The sequence below is a fragment of the Actinoallomurus rhizosphaericola genome (assembly GCF_024055675.1).
Classification (GTDB): Bacteria; Actinomycetota; Actinomycetes; order Streptosporangiales; family Streptosporangiaceae; genus Actinoallomurus; species Actinoallomurus soli.
Genome location: NZ_JAMXMW010000009.1, coordinates 63,057 through 82,744, shown reverse-complemented (window position 1 = coordinate 82,744; position 19,688 = coordinate 63,057). Strand labels below are relative to the sequence as shown.

At 70.0% G+C, this 19,688-nt stretch carries 16 protein-coding genes; 9 read left to right on the top strand and 7 right to left on the bottom strand.

The genetic code is table 11. The annotated features are described in order from the left end of the window. Positions 1 to 41: 41 nt before the first annotated feature. Together NE234_RS20900 and NE234_RS46260 are read right to left on the bottom strand one after the other, a co-directional pair. Positions 42 to 1,106, bottom strand: coding sequence for an AfsR/SARP family transcriptional regulator (locus NE234_RS20900; RefSeq protein ID WP_252782152.1), 1,065 nt, complete (start codon positions 1,104 to 1,106; stop codon positions 42 to 44). Next, positions 1,103 to 2,536: a helix-turn-helix domain-containing protein gene (locus tag NE234_RS46260; protein WP_252782151.1), complete on the bottom strand. Its 1,434-nt coding sequence runs from the start codon at positions 2,534 to 2,536 to the stop codon at positions 1,103 to 1,105. Before NE234_RS46260 ends, NE234_RS20900 begins: the two co-directional genes overlap by 4 nt. A 461-nt stretch (positions 2,537 to 2,997) precedes the next feature. On the opposite strand from NE234_RS46260, the gene NE234_RS20890 reads away from it, so the two are divergent. After that, positions 2,998 to 3,822: a helix-turn-helix domain-containing protein gene (locus NE234_RS20890; protein ID WP_252782150.1), complete on the top strand. Its 825-nt coding sequence runs from the start codon at positions 2,998 to 3,000 to the stop codon at positions 3,820 to 3,822. 43 nt (positions 3,823 to 3,865) lie between these two features. On the opposite strand, the gene NE234_RS20885 is transcribed toward NE234_RS20890, so the two are convergent. The 3 genes from NE234_RS20885 to NE234_RS20875 form a co-directional block, all read right to left on the bottom strand. Continuing rightward, entirely contained in the window at positions 3,866 to 4,057 is a 192-nt protein-coding gene (locus NE234_RS20885) for a DUF397 domain-containing protein (RefSeq protein ID WP_252782149.1), read from the bottom strand. Between the two features lie 166 nt (positions 4,058 to 4,223). Further along, positions 4,224 to 5,201 carry an acyl-ACP desaturase gene (locus tag NE234_RS20880; RefSeq protein ID WP_252782148.1) on the bottom strand — a complete coding sequence of 326 codons (978 nt, stop codon included), beginning with the start codon at positions 5,199 to 5,201 and terminating at the stop codon, positions 4,224 to 4,226. A gap of 202 nt (positions 5,202 to 5,403) precedes the next feature. Next, a complete protein-coding gene (locus tag NE234_RS20875; RefSeq protein ID WP_252782147.1) occupies positions 5,404 to 5,787 on the bottom strand; it encodes an STAS domain-containing protein in 384 nt (127 codons plus the stop codon). Between the two features lie 409 nt (positions 5,788 to 6,196). On the opposite strand from NE234_RS20875, the gene NE234_RS20870 reads away from it, so the two are divergent. Next, entirely contained in the window at positions 6,197 to 6,421 is a 225-nt protein-coding gene (locus NE234_RS20870; protein ID WP_252782146.1) for a hypothetical protein, read from the top strand. Here NE234_RS20870 and NE234_RS20865 read toward each other — a convergent pair. Then, complete coding sequence (locus tag NE234_RS20865; protein ID WP_252782145.1) at positions 6,411 to 7,157, bottom strand: hypothetical protein; 747 nt, start codon at positions 7,155 to 7,157, stop codon at positions 6,411 to 6,413. The two genes, NE234_RS20870 and NE234_RS20865, sit on opposite strands and share 11 nt — an antisense overlap. Positions 7,158 to 7,292: 135 nt before the next feature. Here NE234_RS20865 and NE234_RS20860 point away from each other — a divergent pair, with 135 nt between their 5' ends. Both NE234_RS20860 and NE234_RS20855 read left to right on the top strand, forming a co-directional pair. Then, positions 7,293 to 8,954 carry an ABC-F family ATP-binding cassette domain-containing protein gene (locus tag NE234_RS20860; RefSeq protein ID WP_252782144.1) on the top strand — a complete coding sequence of 554 codons (1,662 nt, stop codon included), beginning with the start codon at positions 7,293 to 7,295 and terminating at the stop codon, positions 8,952 to 8,954. Between the two features lie 97 nt (positions 8,955 to 9,051). Further along, a complete protein-coding gene (locus tag NE234_RS20855; RefSeq protein ID WP_252782143.1) occupies positions 9,052 to 11,364 on the top strand; it encodes an NACHT domain-containing protein in 2,313 nt (770 codons plus the stop codon). Positions 11,365 to 11,367: 3 nt separating this feature from the next. On the opposite strand, the gene NE234_RS20850 is transcribed toward NE234_RS20855, so the two are convergent. After that, positions 11,368 to 12,390 (bottom strand): LacI family DNA-binding transcriptional regulator, encoded by a 1,023-nt coding sequence (locus NE234_RS20850; RefSeq protein ID WP_252782142.1) that lies wholly within the window; start codon positions 12,388 to 12,390, stop codon positions 11,368 to 11,370. A gap of 216 nt (positions 12,391 to 12,606) precedes the next feature. Here NE234_RS20850 and NE234_RS20845 point away from each other — a divergent pair, with 216 nt between their 5' ends. From NE234_RS20845 to NE234_RS45395, 5 genes are all read left to right on the top strand, one after another. Further along, the gene (locus NE234_RS20845) at positions 12,607 to 14,553 is read left to right on the top strand and encodes a glycoside hydrolase family 127 protein (protein ID WP_252782141.1); all 1,947 of its coding nucleotides are present in this window, start codon (positions 12,607 to 12,609) and stop codon (positions 14,551 to 14,553) included. 52 nt (positions 14,554 to 14,605) lie between these two features. After that, positions 14,606 to 15,850 (top strand): sugar ABC transporter substrate-binding protein, encoded by a 1,245-nt coding sequence (locus NE234_RS20840; protein WP_252782140.1) that lies wholly within the window; start codon positions 14,606 to 14,608, stop codon positions 15,848 to 15,850. 173 nt (positions 15,851 to 16,023) lie between these two features. Then, the gene (locus NE234_RS20835; RefSeq protein WP_252782139.1) at positions 16,024 to 17,001 is read left to right on the top strand and encodes a carbohydrate ABC transporter permease; all 978 of its coding nucleotides are present in this window, start codon (positions 16,024 to 16,026) and stop codon (positions 16,999 to 17,001) included. After that, positions 16,998 to 17,828: a carbohydrate ABC transporter permease gene (locus tag NE234_RS20830; RefSeq protein ID WP_252782138.1), complete on the top strand. Its 831-nt coding sequence runs from the start codon at positions 16,998 to 17,000 to the stop codon at positions 17,826 to 17,828. The genes NE234_RS20835 and NE234_RS20830 overlap by 4 nt, the downstream gene beginning before the upstream one ends. A 142-nt stretch (positions 17,829 to 17,970) precedes the next feature. Next, entirely contained in the window at positions 17,971 to 19,683 is a 1,713-nt protein-coding gene (locus NE234_RS45395) for an RICIN domain-containing protein (RefSeq protein WP_252782137.1), read from the top strand. The last annotated feature ends 5 nt before the right edge of the window (positions 19,684 to 19,688 follow it).

The window sequence follows — 19,688 nt, the reverse complement described above, 5'->3', positions numbered from 1 at the left end:
GTCGCGGTTCGGGAGAGGTGGGGGCCGCGGAGGGCGCGGCGTCAGGAGGCGGTGAAGTTGAAGCCCTCATGGACCGTGACCGGCGCTTCGAAGACGGCGACGTTCCCGATCTCCTGGGCCGTGACCGAGGTGCCGCGCCGCGGCTCCTCCTGCTCCGTACGGGCGGTGTCCTTCGTGTCCTGGGCGTCATCGGCGTCGGCCCCGCCGGCCCCCTCCGCGCCGGTTCCGCCGGCGTCGGTCCCGCCGGCGGCCGGGCCGTCGCCGGCGGGCAGGGCACCGGGCGCTCCGGACCGGCCGAAGGGGATCGTGACCGCATCGGCGGTCATCAGGCCGGGATCACTCGCCAGCATGCGCTGGTGCAGGTCGGCCAGTGCCGCGAGGCTCGGTACGGCGAGTGTCCGGTCCAGGTGCTCGGTGATCTCGCGGTAGACGGCGAGCGCGTCACCCTGCCGGCCCGAGCGGTAGAGGGCGTGCATGGTCAGCCAGGCGACCGACTCGTCGTCCGGCCGCTCGTGCAGGAGGTTGGTGAGCGCGGGCACGACGTCCCGTGACTTGCCGAGCCGGATGGCCAGCTCGTACAGGGCGATCTCCGCCATGTGGTACTCCTCGGTGATGGTGTGCCGGTAGGCGTCGATCCAGGTGCCCTTCAGACCGGCCAGCGGGACGCCCCGGTGCAGTCCGAGCGCCTCCTCCAGCAGCTCCCCGGCGCGGTGGTCGTCATGACCGAGCAGCCGGCGCGCCTGCGCGGACATCGCGCGGAAGCGGTGCAGGTCCACCTGCTCGGGCGGCACTTCCAGCCGGTACGTCGCGCCGGTGCGCTTGAGGACGTCGGTGAGACCGGCGTCCTGCAGGCGGCGGCGCAGCCGGGAGACGAGACGCCAGACGGCGTCGGTGGGGTCCTCCGGCGGAGTGTCGTCCCACACGGCCTTGATCAGGCGATCCCGGGGCACCGACTTCCCCCCGGCCGCCAGCAGGACGACCAGGAGGCACTGCTCGTGGTCGGGGCCGAGGTCGACCGGGTCGCCGGTGCCCGGCGCGTACGCCGCGATGGGCCCGAGGAGCAGGAACCGCGCCGCCACGGACGGGACTGAAAGCCGGTCGGTCATGCCGTGTGCTCCGATTCGTCGTCGTTGTCACCTGGCGCCGAGGAGTGCCGCGACCAGGCGGGCGGCCGGTCGGCCGACCAGGCGGCGACCCAGCGGTACGCCCAGTGGGGGATCGGACCGTGTGATCCGGCGGCGGTGATCCGACACCGCCGACGGAGCGGGAGGAGAACCCGATGAACGAGAACACGCGGATGGCGTTCCGTAAGAGCACCTACTCCGGTGCCGCGAACAACCAGTGCGTCGAGGTCGCCGCCTTCACCGGCGCCACGCCGGCGCGTGAGGCCGGTTCCGGCGTGACGGGGCCGGCGCGTGCTCCCCGTGCGCGCCGCGCCGTCGTGGCCGGTGCGGCGGACGGCACCAAGGGCGCTTGACCCCTCGAAGACGGGGCGAGGGTGCCTGGACGGTCCGATACGGTGCCCTCGCCCGTATCGAATGATCCGCAGAGCGCACCCTCGCCCGTCTCCGGCCGCCCCGTTGCGGCCTCCCCGCGCACGGCGACGCGGCCGATCCTGAGAACACCCCGTCGGCCGGTCCACGTCAGCCTCTTCCGGCCAGCGCGCGCAGGAAGTCCAGGGAGCGCTGCCGGTCCATGCCCGCCGTGACGCCGCCTCGTACGCCTCCGCGTAGCGGGCGACCTCGTCGGCGTCCTCGGTGAAACGCTCGTGGTCGAGGAACTCCAGCTGCATGATCCGAGCACCGTCCCCGTCGAACTCGAAGATGTGGAAGGCGAATCCCATCGCCCGGTGCGGTCCCGCGGTCAGCGGCAGCACCTGCAACGTGGTCGTCGGCATGGTGGCCACCTCGATGAGGCGCTCGTACTGCAGCCGCATCACGTCCGGCCCGCCGACCGGCCGGCGCAGAGCCGCCTCGTCCAGCACGACGGCCAGCCTGGGCGGGCGGTCACGCAGCAGCACCCGCTGCCGGGCGGCCCGCAACCGCATGCGTCGCTCCACCTCTCCGAGCGGCAGATCGCTCAGGGTGCTCATCAGCTCCCAGCCGTACCGGTAGGTCTGCAGCAGGCCCGGCACGAGGTTCGGCTGGTGGGTGCGGACGCAGTGCGCCTCGTCCTCCAGGATCAGGAGGGTCTCGAAGGCGTCATCGACGAGATCGGCGTACGGATACCACCAGTTCCGTCCCGCCGTCTCCTGTGCCGCGTGGAGGAGATCGTCCCGCTTCGCGGCGGGCACCCGATAGAGGTCGAGCAGGTCGCGGGCCTCCGCCATGCGCAGGGCCGCCAGCCCGTCCTCGATCCGCGTCACCCGGGCGGGCGGGCAGTCGAGGTGCTCGGCGGCCGAGCGGATCTCGACCTCTGCGGCGAGACGGCATTCGCGCAGCACCGCGCCCATCTCCCGCCTCCGGGCGTACGAGTTCACCACGTGGACCCCCGTCCATCGGCCCTCCGGCCCTCTTCCGGCGGGACGGTCGAGCATCTTACGATCAGCATGTCGAAGTATGCACTTCTCTTTGCGAAAGTTGCAACATGTAGGAACGGATCGGGAGCCTCCGGTCGTTTCGCCGGGAGAGGTTCCGGAGCGTCACCCTGGGGCGACGGATGGGAAGCGGTGTCGGAATCGATGGGCGCGAGCGATCGGCCGGTGATGACAGGGGGAAAGCGTTGCTCTCGCCGCTGCCGCCGGTCAATCCCCGGGTTCGGGGGTGGGCCGGCCCGATGCCGGGACTGGAGGCAGGCGCTTATTCCTGCCAAGGGTTGCGTGCCATCCCGAGCCTCGATCCGGCCAGGGTGATGCATACTGCAAATTGCAAGATGGAAGGTGCATGGATATGCTCACCGCATCAGACGTACTGGGCGGTAGTCATAATTGATCTTCGGCCGGTCCGGTAATGACGACGGATGGATGGTCCGATGACCGCAGGTGGCAGGAGCCCCGTGATGCGACGCCGCAGGCTGGCCGCTGAGCTGCAGCGGCTGCGAGCCGCCTCCCGCCGTACGCTCGACGAGGTCGCCGAATACCTCGAATGCTCCCCGGCGAAGGTGAGCCGCATCGAGAACGCCCAGGTCGCCGTGCGGATTCAGGACGCCAGAGACCTCCTCGACCTCTACCAGGTCACCGACGAGCGCCGGGAAGTGCTCCTGCAGATGGTGCGCCAGGCGCGCAGCAAGGGCTGGTGGGCCCACTATTCCGACGTGGTCGAAGAGGGAACGGAGACCCTCCTCAGCCTGGAGGACGAGGCCGTCGCCATCTCGATCTACGAGACGAACCTCGTGGCCGACCTGCTGCAGACCCGCGACTACGCCCACGCCCTGATGGACTCGTGGAACGACGTCCCGCTCGACCAGGTGCGCCGTCGGCTGGACCTGCGCATGGAGCGGCAGGAGATCCTGGTACGGCCGGAGCCGCCGCGCGTGGACCTCGTGCTCGACGAGTCCTGCCTGCGACGGATCATCGGCAGTCGGGCCCTCATGGTCGAGCAGTACAACCGCCTGCTGAGGGCGGCGGTCCAGGAACACGTGACGGTGCGCATCCTCGCGTTCGACGCGGGACCGCACCAGGCGATGGGCTTCCCCTTCCAGATCTTCGAGTTCTCCGGCGAGGACCCCTCGATCGTCGCCGTCGAGTTGCTCAACCGGAATGAGTTCATCGAGACGGCCGAGGAGATCGGCCGGTACCGCGCGGCCTTCACCCAGGCCCGCGAGCGCGCCCTGTCCCCGGAGGACTCCATCACCCTCCTCAAGCGGCTCGCGGAGAACGACTGAGAGGACGTTCCCGCGCCCTCGCGGACGCGGAAACGCCGCATTCTCACTTCAAGAGCTCATTGATGCCCTTGCGCACCAGCGCCAGGAACGCCTCCCAGGCGGCGGCGGCGATCAGCAGCCGCGGCGCGGAACGATCCCGCGACCTCCGCACCTCGCCCGCGCCGCGGGCGTTCGCCGTGTTCGACCCGGGGTCGCCGGCGCCGTCCGGTCCCGTGTTGGTCGGCTCGTCACACATGGCCCACTCCCTTCACCGGCGGCCTGCTGCCGTCCGGTGAGTCCGATGGTGGGAGGAGCCCCTGGTCGTCGTACTGGTCGCCGCACCGACCGCCGCAGCGGGCGCGGCGCCGCCGAGGGGCCGAGCCCCTCAGACCGGGATGTCAGGCCAGGAGATCATCGCCTGGTCAGTGCGCCGATGAGCGCGACCGCTCATCGGCCGGCGCGTCGGCCGCCCGCGCCCGGCGTTCGGCACGGCGCTCGGTGAATCGGGTCGCCGTCGTCTCCAGCCGTTCCAAGAAGTCCGACAGTTCCTGGCGGGCCTTGTCCCCCTCGGCGCCCAGACCTTCGAGCTCGAAGACCCGCCATTGCCGCAGGACAGGGGACAGGACGTCGTCGAGGTGGACGCGCAGGTCGTAGATTCCCGCGTTGGCGATGGCGGCCGACTTGCGGAGGAAGCCGTCGATGGTGTGGCCGGGCATCTGGAAGTTCGTCACGACGTCGGTGACGGCGCGCATCGTCTCGTCGGGGGACAGCTCGAAGGCCGCGGCGAGCAGGTTGCGGTAGAAGAGCATGTGGAGGTTCTCATCGGCGGCCACCCGCGCCAGGAGCCGCTCGCATACCGGGTCTCCCGAGGCCTTGCCGGTGTTGCGGTGAGAGACGCGCGTCGCCAGTTCCTGGAACGAGACGTAGGCCAGGCCGTGGAGCATCTTGTCGCCGTGGTCGGCCTGGTAGCCGCTCTGCATGTGCGTCATGCGGGCCCGTTCGAGCGCGACCGGATCCACGGCCCGGGTGACGGTGAGGTAGTCGCGGATGACGATCCCGTGGCGGTTCTCCTCGGCCGTCCAGCGGTCCACCCAGGTGCCCCACGCGCCGTCCCGCCCGAAGATCGTGGAGATCTCGCGGTGGTAGCCCGGCAGATTGTCCTCGGTGAGGAGGTTGACGATCAGCGCCTCCCGCGCCGCGGGCGAGACCGTGGAGTCCTCGGGTGACCATGGTTCGCCGTCCAGCGGACCGTCGAAGTCACGGCCCCGGCTCCAGGGCACGTACTGATGCGGGAACCATTCCTTCGCCGTGGACAGATGACGGTCGAGCTCGGCCGCGACGACCGGTTCGAGCTCGGTGAGCAGCTCGGACGTCGACTTGGGCCCGGATGTGAACGGCACTCGATCCCCCCGAAGAGACATGACGTTAACGCTGCCGACCGATCGGCAGCGATGATCTTCATACCTGAGACCTCCTCCGCCATGCGGCATCGGCGCGAACGAAGAGGCCTCGCCCGTCCTCATACCCGTGTCCGCGGCTCGCTGCCCGCCTGCCGGCGAGTGGCGGCTTCTCGCTCCTGGAACGGTCAGGCGTGAGCCAGGGTCACGCCGCGGCGCAGTGTTGATCGGTACGCGCGTGGCCGAGCCGGGCGTCGGCAAGGGTGGGGCTGACGTCGAAGGCCCGGTCGAGGCCGGTGATGCGCAGCAACTTGGCCACGTTCGGACGGGGCGCGGCGAGGGTCACGGCGAGCCCGTGCAACCGCGCGCGACGGTGGGTGCCGACGAGCAGGGCCAGGCCGGAGGCGTCGCAGAACGATACGGCGGACAGGTCGATGATGATCGGCGTGGCGGTGTCCGCGAGGATGGTGAGGATGCGAGTGCGGAGCGCCGGGGTCGTCGCGATGTCGAGTTCTCCGCGGATCGCGATGACGGTACGGCCGGGTAGGCGCCGGCTGAAGAGCCTGGCGCGGACGGTGCTGTGATGCATCGGTGAGTCTCCGGTTCGAGATGACGCGGCCGAGTTCGGCCGCGGTGAGCATGGATGTCGAGGCGCGTTCCGTCTCCGATGGAGAACGGGTGCCCCAGCCGGTAACGCGCCGACCGTGCTGGGAATGGCTAGATCACGGCGAGGGGACGAGCCCGCTCGGTGGCCGGCTCGCTCGATGGAGCGCGGCGCCGCCGCACCGTCGTCATGGAACGACATGCGGGGGTACGAGGCGTAATGATCGCCGACCTGTCTTGACCTGTGACTGAAGGCCGCGCTAGTGAGTCGCCGACGAGGCGTCGGCCCGACTGGCAACGCGGAAGCTCCTCGGTCACGATCTAGCATACTCCCCCGGTAGCAGGCCGGCACGGCCCCGTCGCGGTGGGGCGAGGGGATGGCCTACTGTGGCGTAATGAGAGCCGCTCGCGCCGCCACCCGGCGTCACCTGCCCACCAGTCCCTTCAAAGCCCCGGTCGTCACGCCTGTCGAGCAGTTCGCCGTGCGGGACCAGGTGAGCCATGACAGGTACGGCCTCGGCGTGGTCACCGCTGTCGAGGACGGCATCGCCGTGAGCGTGGACTTCGGTTCGCAGACGGAACGGATCCCGGCGCCGTACGCCAAGCTCGTCAAGCTGTGAGCGGGCCGTCGCTGCGAGCCGTGGCTCTGCGGCGATAGGCCGTCATCGTGCTGTGGGTGTGCCGCCAGGGGATGTGGTGGACGCTGGAACCGATCGGCGTCCACGCCCGGGCGAGAAGCCGGAAGAAGCCGTCATCGGCGCAGCGGCCGCCCGCACCCTGCCCGATGTAGATCAGCAGGTCGCCGGCGTAGGCGTGGAGTGCGTCGCTCGCCCATGGGTCGCCGGGAGACGGCCAGCACAGCAGCAGGGCCCGGTCGGGGTGGCGCCGGGCGGCGGTTGGGCCGCCTCTCCGGACGGCGGAGTACTCGGTGCCGTCGGTGTAGGCGTTGGTGGAGGAACTGACGGGCTCGTAGGCGATGGCGTCGATACCGGCCTGTTCCGCCTGCCACGCCCAGTAGCCCGAGCCCGCACCGATCTCGACCAGGCCGCGACCGCCCAGGATCCGGGCGAGCCAGGCGAGGTCGCCGGGTGAGGGGATCGCCCATGCGTAGCGCTTGGTCAGCAGGTGATGCCCGACGGGAAGCCCGCGGGCGAAACCGTCGGGACAGACCCCCTGCCCGGCTTCGTGCACCGAGGGCAGCTGCCGGACGAGCTCCCAGTACGGGTTGTCGACACCGGCGGGGGCGACCTGGTCGTAGGCGCTGCCGGCGATCCGGAAGGCCGTACCCTGGCCCGTGAGGCCGGATCGTTGCGCCCACCACTGGTGGATCTCGGCGAGTTCCGCTGACACGGTCACCCTGGCCTCCTCGGCAGACTCCTCGGACGATATACACCCGACCGCGGGCAAAGGAACGAGATGTCCTGTCAAGGAGGTCGACGACCGGACCGCTCTGGATGCGGACGACGTCGCGGTGGATAGCGTGGGCGTTCTATGACAGCAACCCTTGTCGCGAAGGATCTCGCCGCCGGGCACGGTGACCGTGTCCTGTTCTCCGGGCTGGACCTGGTCGTCTCCACGGGAGAGGTCATCGGGCTGGTCGGCGTCAACGGCGCGGGAAAGTCCACCCTGCTGCGGACCCTTGGCGGGCTGCTCGCTCCCGAGGCCGGTTCCGTGACGCTCAGCCCGTCGTCGGCGGCCGTCGGCTACCTGCCGCAGGAGCCGGACCGGCGTGACGGCGAGACGGTGCTCGGCTTCCTCGCCCGGCGTACCGGGGTGGCGCGGGCGCAGCGGGAGCTGGACGCCGCGACCGAGGGCCTCGTCGACGGGCGCGAGGGGGCGGAGGACGAATACGCCTCCGCCTTGGAGCGGTGGCTGGCCCTCGGTGGCGCCGATCTGGAGGATCGGGCCGGGGAGGTGGCCGCCGAGCTGGGGCTGGCGGCCGGTCTCGATCAGGCGATGACCTCGTTGTCCGGCGGGCAGGCGGCCCGTGCGGGAATGGCGTCGCTGCTGCTCAGCCGGTATGACATCTTCCTGCTCGACGAGCCCACCAACGATCTGGACTTGGACGGTCTCGAGCGGCTGGAGCGGTTCGTCACAAGCCTGCGGGCCGGCACGGTGCTGGTCAGCCATGACCGCGAGTTCCTGGACCGTACGGTCACCCGGGTGGTGGAGCTGGACCTGGCCCAGCAGCAGGTGAACGTCTACGGCGGTGGTTACGCCGCGTACCTGGCCGAGCGTGAGGTCGCCCGCAGGCACGCCCGCGCCGACTACGAGGAGTACGCGAGCAAGGTCGCCACCCTGGAGCAGCGGGGCCGGACGCAACGGGACTGGGCCGCCAAGGGCGTCAGGAACGCCAGGAAGAAGGCCCGGGGCGCCAACGGAGGAGACAACGACAAGGTCGGCCGGAACTTCCGCGCCGACGCGAGTGAGAAACAGGCCGCCAAGGTCCGTCAGACCGAGCGTGCGCTCGAACGCCTCGACGTGGTCGAGGAGCCCCGCAAGGAGTGGGAGCTGCGCATGGAGATCGCCGCCGCGCCACGCGCCGGTGCCGTGGTGGCGACCCTGCGCTCCGCGGTGGTGCGGCGCGGAGACTTCACCCTGGGCCCCGTCGATCTGCAGATCGGCTGGGCCGAACGGGTCGCGATCACCGGACCCAACGGGGCGGGCAAGTCGACGCTCCTGTCGGCGCTGCTGGGCCGGGCCGCCCTCGCCGAGGGCCACGCGGCGCTCGGCCCGGGCGTGGTCATCGGCGAGGTCGACCAGGCGCGAGCGCTGTTCCTCGGCGAGGGAGCCCTGCTGGACGCCTTCGGCGCGGAGGTCCCCGAGCTGCCGCCGGCGGAGATCCGCACGCTGCTGGCGAAGTTCGGCCTGCGCGCCGCGCACGTGACCCGCCCCGCGGCGACGTTGTCCCCGGGTGAACGCACCCGGGCGGCTCTGGCGTTGCTGCAGGCACGGGGCGTGAACCTGCTCGTTCTGGACGAGCCGACCAACCATCTCGACCTGCCGGCGATCGAACAGCTGGAGTCCGCGCTCGACTCCTACCCCGGCACCCTGCTGCTGGTGACGCACGACCGTCGGATGATCGACGCCGTGCACACCACGCGCCGTCTGCACGTCGGCGACGGCCGGGTCGCCGAGCTGAACCCGCGCTGAGACCAGAGCGGACGGCACGGAGCCGGGCAGCCGGCCCGTGGACCACAGTCGGACGATTCAGCCGTGTCCCGGCCGGGTTCGCCGTACATTGACGATCATGGCCAGGGCTATCGCGATCACCGGGCTTCTGTTCGGGCTCGTGCTTGTGATCGTCTTTCCGCTCGTCGGGCTGTCGGACGCGGACTCGCTCTCCTCGATCATCGGCATGTTCATGGCGCTCTTCTCGGGGGTCGTGGGGTTCGTCGACCGCGTCCACGACCGCCAGGGCAAGGGCAGAGTACGAGAGATCGGCGAGGCCCAGGCCATGCTCGGCGACCGGGTCCGCGGTCAGTGGCTCAAGGAGAAGGCGCTGCGGGGGCTGGCCGATCCCGCGCCGCTGCCGGTGGCGTGGTCCTCGACCGGCAGGCCCGTCCAGTCGTCCCCCCAAGCGATCACCGGGAACCGGCACGTGATCCGGCTGCGGCTCGAAGGAGACCTGACCCAGGTCGCCCAGCGGTTCCGGGAACTGCCGCTGGACCGGCATCTGGTGGTCATCGGTGAGCCGGGGGCGGGCAAGACCGCCCTTTCGATCTTCCTGGTGCTCGGCCTGCTGGCGGACTTGCGGGAGGGCGAGCCCGTGCCCGTACTCCTGTCGCTCTCCTCCTGGAACCCGCAGGATGATCTGGACGAGTGGATGGCCGAGAGGATCGCCACCGACCATCCCCAGCTTGACGATCTCGCGATTGAGACCCTGGTCCAGGGCCGTCGGATCATGCCGGTGCTCGACGGCCTGGACGAGATCGCGGCCGAGGCCCGTGAGGAGGCCCTGGAGAAGATCGACGCATTCGCCGTAGGCGGCCCACTGTGGCTGACCTGCCGTGCGGATGAGTATGAGCAGACGATCGAGCGGTCCGGCAGAGCGCTGTCCCGGGCCGCGGTCGTGGAGATCCGAGAGATCGATGTGGAGGAGGCCATCGCCTTCCTCACAGCGCAGGGCCTGCCGGGCGACGACCGCTGGAACGCCGTCGCCGCCGCCATGCGCGCTGCTCCCCGCGGCCCCCTCGCCTCGGCCTTCACGACGCCCTTGATGTGCGGACTCGCCCGCACCGTCTACCGGGATCGCGACCCGGAAGCGCTGCTCGCCTTCGACACCCGCAAAGAGGTCGAAGACCATCTCCTCGACGAACTGATCCCCACCGTCTACGAGGGCCGGAGCCCCGCCAAGGCCCGCCGTTACCTCGGCAACCTGGCGACGATCATGAACAGCCGGCGCACGCGCGACCTGTCGTGGTGGAACGTCAGCTCTCCGGTCTGGCGGTGGTTTCTTCCTCTGGTCTACGCCGTCCCGGCCGCGATCTACTCCTTCCTCTGGACGGGTGACCTCCTCACGGAGGTGTTCGCGACGCTGGCGATCGTGGCGGGCGTCTGCCTGCTCCCGATCCCGGACCCGTCCCGGGCCGAAGCGGCGTCCGCCGCGCCCGATCCGCGCGGCGCACTGCGGCGGCGCCGCCGGTCGACCGCCTGGGCGGTCGCGCTCGGCGGGCTCGCCGCGGGCCTGCCGACGGCCGTGTTCCTGCTCCCCTCGGGCGACATCAGCCCGGGGTACAAACTGACCTTGTCGCTGGCCCTCACCCTCTCCATCGCTCTCGCGTGCGCGCTCCGTACTCCCTGGGGGACGTTCGCCGTATCCCGGCGGCTGCTGGCCGTGACCGGACGTCTACCGTTCGACCTTCCCCGCTTCCTCGAGGACGCCCACGAGCGCGGGGTCCTCCGGCAGGCGGGCGCGGTCTACCAGTTCCGCCACGCACGGCTCCAGGACCGGCTCGCGGCCCGTCCCGCGGACGACGACACCGAAGCGGAGGTCTCCGCGGCCGAAGGCCAGGATGATGACCTGGCCCTACCCCTCGGATTGATCCGTGTAGGACTCGGCCTGCTACTGATCATCGGACCGACGCTCTGGTTCGAGAACGCCGGGAGTCCCACGCTCGTGTACGAGTCGGGCGCAAAGCCCAAGGCGGTCACCCTCAGCGGCGGCTGCATCGACACCGGCGGGGGCGGGGGCGGGGTGGCCGCCTGCGTTCCGGACAGGCGTCACCAGGACTGGACGGTCCGACCGGGAGCGACGTTGAACACCGTGTTCCGGATCGACTTTCCCGACGTCCGGGGCCGTCTGACCGGCCTTGGAGGCTCTTTCGTCGTCAAGGACGGCTGTCCCGCCTCCTTCGCGGTCGCCTCACCTTCGAGCGGCCCCCTGAACGTCGCGCCCAGGCACAGCGTCCCCATCGACGCGCTCTACCCCCCGGGCAGGCCGCCGAAGCGCATCGCGCTGACCCTGACCCGTACCGACGATGAGACCTGCACGGCCGGCCTGCGCTGGGAGGACATCGTGCTCGACTACACGGTGCCGCACACCCAACCGGGCCTGTCCTGACCATCAGGCGGAGTCGCGTACGACCAGTCGGCAGGGGACCGAGTGCACGCCCGGGGAGGGTTTGTCGTCGATGGCGTCGAGCAGCCGGAGGGCCGCGATGCGGCCGATCTCGCTCAGGTCGACGTCGATGGTGGTCAGCGGGGGGCGTGCGGCGAGCGCCATGGTGTCCCAGTTGTCATAGCCGACGACGGCGATGTCGTCGGGGACCGCGACGCCGCTCTCGCGCAGGGTGTCGGTGACGCCGCGGGCGATCTGGTCGTTGCCGCAGAAGAAGGCGTCGGTGTCCGGCGCGGCGCGCAGTACCGCCTGGGCGGAGCGCCGGCCCCACGCCTCGCTCCAGTCGCCGAAGTGCGGTTTGCCCAAGACGAGTTCGAGGCCCGCTTCGGCCAGGAACTCCTGGGTGAAGCGGGCCCGGTCGGACGCCGCCGCGTGGTGGGCGGGGCCGGTGACGTGCGCGATCCGGGTGCGGCCGGTGGAGATCAGGTGGTCGATGGCCAGCCCGCAGCCCTGGTGGTCGTCGGAGACGACGGAGATGTCGCCGGGGTCGGTCGAGGGAGAGAGCGCGTAGACCACGGGGACGTCGTCGTGAACGCCGGTGAGCGGTGGCCGGGGGTCGGTACGGCGGCCCGTGACGATGATGCCGTCGACCCGGCGGTCCATCAGATTGCGCAGGTGGTGCTGCTCGCGGATCAGGTCGCCGCGCGTGTCGCAGAGCAGGACTGAGATCTTTCCCGCCCCGAGCGCGTCCTCGGCGCCGAGGAGCACCGGGGTGCTGAACCGGCCGATGCCGTCGGTGGTCATCAGCCCGACGGTCCAGCTGCGCCCGGTATGCAGGCTCTGCGCCTGCTGGTTGGGGCGGAAGCCGAGGGTCTGTGCCGCGTCGAGGACCCGCTGCCGGGTCTCAGGGCGCATGCGGCCCGAGCCGCTGAGCGCCCTCGACGCCGTGCCCACACTCACGTCCGCCAGCGCGGCGACATCGGTGAGTGTGGCCCTGGTTCTCGTGGTCGCTCGACCCGACTCCGCCACGCGCAATCCTTTGCTTCCGCTATTCCGTGAGGTCATAGTGCCATCGTTTCCGCTCATTGGCCAGTCGTGCGCAAACAAGAAAGCATCGTGCAAACACCCTTGACGCCTCCCATGGTTAACCTTATGTTTCCGGCAAGAAAAACGTTTGCGCATTTGCTCACCTGCGGGAGAGCCGCGTCGTCGTCATCGCCGTGAGGCACAGATCCGGGGAGTTCCATGTCCCGCACGTCTTCCACCCCCTCCGCCGGCCCCATCCGGCTCGGTCCGCGGTCGCGGACCGTCCTGCGTCCTGCGGCCGCGCCGACGGTGACGGCGGGGTTCTGGCACGACCGCCGTACGGTCAACGCGGAGGCGTGCATCCCGCAGGGGATCGAGCTGCTGGAGTCCGCGGGCAACCTCCACAACCTGCGCCTGGTCGCGGGCACCCGTTCCGGCGCGTTCGAGGGTGACTATCCCTTCCAGGACACCGACGTCTACAAGTGGCTGGAGGCCGCCTCCTGGCAGCTGGGCCAGGACGCCGCGGTGGGCCGGGACACCACGGCCCTCACCGCCGAGGTCGACCGGATCATCGCTCTGGTGGCGGCCGCCCAAGCGGAGGACGGCTACCTCAACACCTGGTTCCAGTCGGGCAAGGGCGAGGGCCGCTGGAGCGACCTCCGGTGGGGGCATGAGCTGTACTGCGCGGGCCACCTGATTCAGGCCGCCGTCGCCCATCACCGCTCCACCGGACGTACCGAACTGCTGGACGTGGCGGTGAAGTTCGCCGACCACATCGACGCCGTCTTCGGCCCCGAGGGCAGCGGCCGGCCGATCGACGGCTTCGACGCCCATCCCGAGGTGGAGACGGCCCTGGTCGAGCTCTACCGGGAAACGGGCGAGACCCGCTACCTCCACCTCGCCGGCTACTTCGTGGACCGTCACGGCCACGGTGTCCACGGCCACGAGGCGTACTGCCAGGACCGGGTACCCGTCCGCGAGGCCCAGAACGTCGAAGGTCACGCGGTGCGCCAGCTCTACCTCCTGGCCGCCGTCGCCGACCTGGCCGCCGAGACCGGGGAACGGGCCCTCGCCGAAGCAGGAGCCCGGCTCTGGCACGCGATGGCCGCCACCAAGACGCACCTGACCGGCGGCGTCGGCGCCCATCACGACGAGGAGGACTTCGGCGACCCCTACGAGCTGCCCAACGAGCGCGCCTACTGCGAGACCTGCGCCGCCATCGCCTCGATCCAGTTCAGCTGGCGGATGGCGCTGCTCACCGGCGAGGCCCGTTACAGCGACCTCGTCGAGCGAACGCTGTTCAACGGCTTCCTGGCCGGGATGTCCCTGGACGGCGAGAGCTGGCTCTACGTCAACCCGCTCGCCGTACGCGACGGTTACGTCGGCCGCGGCGGGGACCACTCCTCGCGGCGCACCCGGTGGTTCCGCTGCGCCTGCTGCCCACCCAACGTGATGCGCCTGCTCGCCAGCCTGGAGCACTACCTCGCCTCCACCGACGGCAGCGGCATCCAGCTCCACCAGTATGCCACGGGGCGTTTCCAGGGCGATGCGGACGGATCTCCGGTCGTTGTGAGCGTCGAAACCGAGTACCCGCGGACCGGCCGCATCGCGGTCACCGTCGAGGAGAGCCCCGGCGCTCCCTGGACCCTCTCCCTGCGCCTGCCGCAATGGTGCACCGAGTACACCCTGGTGCACGCCGACGGCACCACGGTGGCCGACGTCGTCAGCGACGACGGCTGGCTGCGCGTCGAGCGGGAGTGGGCCGTCGGGGACACGATCGTCTTCACCCTCGATCAGGCCCTGCGGCTGGTACGGGCCGATCCGCGGGTGGACGCGGTCCGCGGCTGCGTCGCGATCGAGCGCGGCCCTCTCGTGTACTGCCTGGAGCAGGTCGACCACCCCGGCGGCGGCCTGGACGACGTGGTGCTCGACACCGGCGTCCCGCTCGTGGTCAAGGACCGTCCCGACCTGCTGGGCGGCGTCGTCACCGTCGTCGGCGCCGGCCACCGGCGAAGCATCCCCGACGTGGGCTGGTGGCCGTACCGGCCGGAGGCAACCCCCGACTCCCCGGCGACGGGCAGCGCGCTCGAGCTGACCGCCGTGCCCTACTACGCCTGGGCCAACCGCACCACCGGCAGCATGCGCGTCTGGCTGCCCGTCACCTAGCCCGCAACGCCCCTTCGCTCGATCACGACCATCCCCCGACTACGAGGTCACCATGAGACACCTGCGCCGCACCCTCATCGCCGCCGTGCTCGCCACCGGCACGCTCACGTCCGCCGTGGCGTGCTCCTCTAGCGGCAGTGACGACTCCGGCGGCTCCGCCAAGGGCACCTACACCTTCTGGGACCCCTACCCGCAGTTCGACGCCTCCTCCGAGTGGGGCAAGCGGGTCGCCGGCTGCGGCACCCAGGCCGGCGTCACCGTCAAGCGCACCGCCATGGACACCACCGACCTGGGCAACAAGGCGCTGCTCGCCGCCCAGCAGGGCAACGCCCCCGACATGATGCTGGTCGACAACCCGGTCGTCTCGACCCTGGTCCAGGCGGGGATCCTCAACAAGACCAGCGACCTGGGCCTGGCCACCTCGTCCATCCAGCCGAACATCCTCGGCGCGGGTGTCATGGACGGCTCCGCCTACGGCGTCCCGATCGGCGCGAACACCCTGGCGCTGTACTACAACAAGGACATCCTCAAGGCCGCCGGCGTCGACCCGGCCGGCATCAAGGACTGGGCCACCCTCACCGCGGCGCTGCAGAAGGTCAAGACCGCCGGGAAGAAGGGCATCACCTTCTCCGCGATCGGCACCGAGGAGGGGAGCTTCCAGTTCCTGCCCTGGTTCTGGGGCGCGGGCGGTGACCTGACCAAGCTGAACGACCCCAATGGCGTCGCCGCGCTGTCCCTGTGGAAGGACTGGGTGTCCCAGGGCCTGGCCCCCAACGACGTGCTGCAGAACACCCAGACCACCAGCTGGCAGGAGTTCGCCACCGGCAAGTACGCCTTCGGCGAGAACGGCACCTGGCAGCTCGCCAACGCCGCCAAGGCCGGCTTCCCCTACGGCATCATCAACATCCCGGCCCGGAACGGCGGCTCCGCCCCCGCGCCGACCGGCGGTGAGTTCGTCACCGTGCCGGTACAGAAGGCCACCGGCCGGTACGACGTGACGAAGAAGATCGTCAACTGTCTGATCAGCCCCACCAACCTGCTCGCCACCGACACCACCCTGTCCTACATCGCGCCCACGAGCGCGGTGCAGCAGCAACAGGTCCAGCAGAACGCGGCCCTCAAGCCGTGGGTCTCGGCGGTCGCCGCAGCCCGCGGCCGTACCAGCAACGGGCTGGGCACCAAGTACCCGGTCATCTCCCAGCAGATGTGGACCGCCGTGCAGTCCGCGCTGTCCGGTGGCAAGAGCCCGCAGGCCGCCCTCGACGCCGCGCAGGCCGCCGTCGGCCGTAAGGGCTGACCCGTACGGCTGCCGGACGCCGCGCCGGCCCCCGACGCTCCCGAACGGGGCCGGTCCTGGCAGCGAAGAATCCAGCGACTCCGAGATGTGGCCGGTGTCATGCCGCGCGGACCACGTCTCCGCACCCTGAGCACAGCGTCCTGGACGCCGTTCCCCGCAGCTAGGAGCCCCGCATGACCCTCGTCCGAGCCGACCGCTCGCAGCGGTCCCCGGCCGCGTCCAGGGCGACCGTGAGCACTCCGGCCAATGCCGGCAAGGGCCGGCGGCGCCGGCCCGGCAAACGCCAGTGGGCCGCCTGGGCCTTCACGCTGCCGCTGGTGGTCTATCTGGCCGGGTTCTACCTCTATCCCCTCTACCGCAACCTGGATCTGAGCCTGCACCACTACACGGTGCGGTCCTTCGTGGCCGGCGGGGCCCCGTTCTCCGGATGGGACAACTTCGGCCAGGTCCTGCACGACCCGACGTTCTGGCCCGCGATGCGGAACACCTTCGTCTTCACGCTGGTCTCCATCGCCGTCCAGTACTGCGCGGGGCTGGCCCTGGCCGTCTTCTTCAACCGGAACTTCCGCCTGTCCGGGCTACTGCGGGCGCTCTTCCTCATCCCCTGGCTGCTGCCGCTCATCGTCTCCTCCTCGACCTGGGCGTGGATGATGAACAGCGAGTCCGGCGTGCTGAACTACGCCCTCCACTTCGTCGGCGTCTCTCCGGTCGACTGGCTCACCTCGCCCCACTGGGCCCTGACCTCGGTCGTCATCGCGAACATCTGGATCGGCATCCCGTTCAACCTGGTCATTCTCTACAGCGGGCTGCAGAACATCCCCGCCGACCTGTACGAGGCGGCCGCGCTGGACGGCGCCGGATCCTGGCAGGTGTTCCGCCGGATCACCTTCCCGCTGCTGCGGCCCGTCTCCGCGGTCGTGCTGCTCCTCGGCTTCGTCTACACGCTGAAGGTCTTCGACCTCATCTGGATCATGACCAAGGGCGGTCCGGGGGACTCCTCCTCCACTCTCGCCACCTGGTCGTACCGGCTCGGATTCGGCTCCCTCCTGCCCCAGTTCGGGCCCGGCGCCGCAGTCGGCAACATCCTCATCCTGATCGCCCTGGTCTTCGGGCTGCTCTACATCCGCGTCCAGAAGTGGCAGGAATCATGACCGCCCCCACCCGGCACCACCGCAGCGTCCGCACCACCGTCATCGGCGTCGTCCTGACGGCGATCATGCTCTTCCCCGTCTACTGGATGCTCAACGTCTCGCTGACGCCCCAGCAGGACATGCGGAAGAACCCCCCGGACCTCATTCCGCTCCACCCCACCTTCGAGGGGTACAAGGCCGTCCTCAACGACCAGATGCCCTACCTGCTCACCAGCCTCCTCATCGGCCTGGGCACCGTGGTCCTCACCCTGCTGCTGGCGGCACCGGCCGGTTACGCGCTCGCCAAGCTGCGCCCCCGCGGCGGCGGAGCCCTGAGCATCGTGCTCCTGATCGCCCAGATGATCCCCGGCATCGTCATGGCCATGGGCTTCTACGGCATCTTCCTCAACCTCGGCCTGATGAACACCTGGTGGGGCCTGATCGTCGCCGACTCCACCATCGCCGTGCCGTTCGGCGTGATGATCTTCACGGCGTTCATGTCCGGCATCCCCGACGAGCTCCTGGCCGCCGCCGGCATCGACGGCGCCGGAACCCTCCGCACCTTCTGGTCCGTCGTCCTGCCGGTCAGCCGCAACGCCCTCGTCACCGTCTCCCTCTTCAGCTTCCTGTGGGCCTGGTCCGACTTCGTCTTCGCCAACACCCTCGACACCGGCGGCCGGCTGCGCCCGATCACCCTCGGCATCTATCGCTACATCGGGAACAACAACCAGGAGTGGAACGCCATCATGGCCACCGCCGTGGTCGCCTCGATCCCCGCGGCACTGCTCCTCGTCCTCGCCCAGCGCTACGTCGCGGCCGGTGTCACCGCCGGCGCCGTCAAGGACTGAGATCCATGCCTCTCCGGCCCGCGGCAGGCCGTGCACGCGGCCCCCCGCGCCCGCGACCTCTCACACACCGCCTGAAACCGCACCTTCGCAGGCCTTCGCCGCTCCCACCCACGAGTCCCCTCACTCAACAAGAGAGCCCGAAGTGAAAACAACCAGAACCAGAGCCGGAAGAGCCGCCGCCCTCCTCACCTCGCTGACCCTCACCGCGGCCGGTGCCACGCTCGCCGCCACCCCCGCGCACGCCGCCACGACCCTGGTGGTCAACGCGAACCAGGTCCTGCGTCCGGTGACGCATGTGGCGACGGGTTCGCTGTACGGTCTGGCGAACGCCTCGACGCCGGCGGACGGCCTGGTCGAGCCGATCAAGCCGAACACGTTCGTGCAGAAGCCGCAGGGCGGCAAGCAGCAGCCGACGGGTGACATCCTGACGGTGGCGCCGGAGGCGGCGCGGGCGGGTGCGAAGGTCGTGGACCGGCTTTCGGATCTTTACGCCGGCTGGCCGTACCAGTTCAGCTGGAGCAACTGGTTCAGCCTCGTCGACCAGCAGATCGCCCAGGTCAAGGCGTCCGGGATCACGAACCTGGCCGCGTACGCGCTGTGGAACGAGGCGGACGGCACCTGGTCGTCCTCCAACGGCACCTTCGAGGACTTCTGGACCAAGACCTACCGTGAGGTGCGGTCCAAGGACGCGACGACCCCGATCCAGGGCCCGAGCTTCTCGGACAACATCAGCGACATGCAGAACTTCCTCAAGAACGCGGTCGCGACCAACACCGTGCCGGACATCCTGGCCTGGCACGAGCTGTCGAACTCCGCCAAGATCGCCGGTGACGTCGCCAACGTCACCACGATCGAGAAGAACCTCGGCATCAGCCCCCGCCCGATCGCCATTGAGGAGTACGCCGCCCCGTCCGAGGTCGGCATCCCCGGTCCGCTGGTCGGCTACATCGCCAAGTTCGAGCGGCTGGGGATCCACGACGCCGAGCTGGCGTTCTGGAACCAGTCCGGCGCGCTGGGCGATCTGCTCACCGGCCAGGGCGGTTCGCCCAACGGCGCGTACTGGCTCTACAAGTGGTACGCCGACATGAGCGGCCAGATGGTCGTCACCACCCCGCCCGCACAGACCGGGATCGACGGTGCCGCGGCACTCAACAGCGCCGGCAACCAGCTCAGCGTCATCGTCGGTCACGGCTCCGGGGACAGCGCCGTGACCATCAACGGACTCGGCACCTTCGGAAGCACCGTCCACGTGAAGGTGGAGTACACCCCCTCACCCGGGCGCACGGTGGCGGTCTCGGGGCCCAGCACGCTGGCCGAGTCGAACTACACCGTGACCAACGGCTCCATCACCGTCCCCATCTCGAACATGAACGCCAACTACGGGTACCACCTTGTGGTCACTCCGGGCAGCGGCGGAGGTTCGACCTCACTGGCCGGCACGTACCAGATCAAGAATGTGAACAGCGGGCTGGCCCTGGACACCCAGAACTCCGGTACCGCCCAGGGGACCCTGGTCGACCAGGCCACTCCCTCGTCCAGCGGCACCCAGACCTGGACGCTCGTCGACGCCGGCTCCGGCCTCTACAAGATCATCAACAAGGCCAGTGGGCTGGCCCTCGGCATCACGAACATGAGCACGAGTGACGGCGGAACCGCCCTGATCTGGGGCGACAACGGCACCGCCGACCACCTGTGGCAGTTCGCCTCCGACGGGAACGGCCACTACAAGATCATCAACCACAACAGCGGCCTCCTGCTCGGTGTGACGAACATGAGCACCGCCTCCGGCGCCCAGGTCCTCCAGTGGGAGGACAACGGCACCGCGGACCACCTCTGGACTCTCACCGCCCGCTAGATTCC

Bases quoted from the DNA above. Each gene is read 5' to 3' on its own strand.
- NE234_RS20860 (WP_252782144.1), top strand. From the start codon at position 7,293: ATGACAGCAACCCTTGTCGCGAAGGATCTCGCCGCCGGGCACGGTGAC.
- NE234_RS20870 (WP_252782146.1), top strand. From the start codon at position 6,197: ATGAGAGCCGCTCGCGCCGCCACCCGGCGTCACCTGCCCACCAGTCCC.
- NE234_RS20855 (WP_252782143.1), top strand. From the start codon at position 9,052: ATGGCCAGGGCTATCGCGATCACCGGGCTTCTGTTCGGGCTCGTGCTT.
- NE234_RS20875 (WP_252782147.1), bottom strand. From the start codon at position 5,787: ATGCATCACAGCACCGTCCGCGCCAGGCTCTTCAGCCGGCGCCTACCC.
- NE234_RS20900 (WP_252782152.1), bottom strand. From the start codon at position 1,106: ATGACCGACCGGCTTTCAGTCCCGTCCGTGGCGGCGCGGTTCCTGCTC.
- NE234_RS46260 (WP_252782151.1), bottom strand. From the start codon at position 2,536: ATGCTCGACCGTCCCGCCGGAAGAGGGCCGGAGGGCCGATGGACGGGG.
- NE234_RS20835 (WP_252782139.1), top strand. From the start codon at position 16,024: ATGACCCTCGTCCGAGCCGACCGCTCGCAGCGGTCCCCGGCCGCGTCC.
- NE234_RS20885 (WP_252782149.1), bottom strand. From the start codon at position 4,057: ATGTGTGACGAGCCGACCAACACGGGACCGGACGGCGCCGGCGACCCC.
- NE234_RS20845 (WP_252782141.1), top strand. From the start codon at position 12,607: ATGTCCCGCACGTCTTCCACCCCCTCCGCCGGCCCCATCCGGCTCGGT.
- NE234_RS20890 (WP_252782150.1), top strand. From the start codon at position 2,998: ATGCGACGCCGCAGGCTGGCCGCTGAGCTGCAGCGGCTGCGAGCCGCC.
- NE234_RS20840 (WP_252782140.1), top strand. From the start codon at position 14,606: ATGAGACACCTGCGCCGCACCCTCATCGCCGCCGTGCTCGCCACCGGC.
- NE234_RS20830 (WP_252782138.1), top strand. From the start codon at position 16,998: ATGACCGCCCCCACCCGGCACCACCGCAGCGTCCGCACCACCGTCATC.